Below are 601 nucleotides of genomic sequence, written 5' to 3'. Positions count from 1 at the left end.
GTCCAATCCCGCAATGCCGTCGATGTTCTTGACGCCGTCGGCGGTCTCGATCAGGCAGATGAACACCGAGCGCTGGTTGGCCGCCTCGAACTTATCTGCAACCGAGCCCGGACGGTAACGGTCATGCGCGATCTGCAGCGCCACGCCGCGAGCGCCAGCCGGATGGTATTTCATGGAATTGATGATGTGCTGCGCCTGCTCGACGGTACTCACCATCGGCGCGATTAATCCTTCGGCCCCCATATCCATGGCGCGGGCGAGGAAATGGTAGTCCTGCGATGGCACACGCACCATAACCGGCAGGTCGGCCGCCTCGAAATAGCGGATCGCGCTCTTGACCGTTTCCAGGCTGAAGCCCGAATGCTCCATATCGAAAAAGGCGAAGTCACAGCCAGCGGACTTCAGGATGTGGCCTATCCCCGGCGTCGCGAACTCGGCGACAAGGGTCCCGAGCTTGACGCGTCTGTGAGACGCTAGCGCCTTGAGACTTGGCTCCGACATGAACTACCCTCCCGTTCGCCCACAAGGGGCGCATTGCGCCTACGCGTTCTTCAAGACGAAGCTTCGACAACAAGGTCGCAGATCGTCACCAGCTTGGTGT

Annotated in this window: 1 protein-coding gene; it reads right to left on the bottom strand. The window is 60.6% G+C overall.

What is annotated here, in order from left to right; translation table 11 throughout:
* Window positions 1–501: aldolase/citrate lyase family protein (locus tag EOA22_RS36505; protein ID WP_245478810.1), on the bottom strand; the 501-nt coding region annotated here is incomplete at its 3' end.
* Between the last annotated feature and the right edge of the window lie 100 nt (window positions 502–601).

The organism is Mesorhizobium sp. M7A.F.Ca.US.014.04.1.1 (assembly GCF_003998745.1).
Taxonomy (GTDB): domain Bacteria; phylum Pseudomonadota; class Alphaproteobacteria; order Rhizobiales; family Rhizobiaceae; genus Mesorhizobium; species Mesorhizobium ciceri.
The sequence above is the reverse complement of the archived record's forward strand: the minus strand, read 5'-3'. Positions and strand labels throughout refer to the sequence as shown.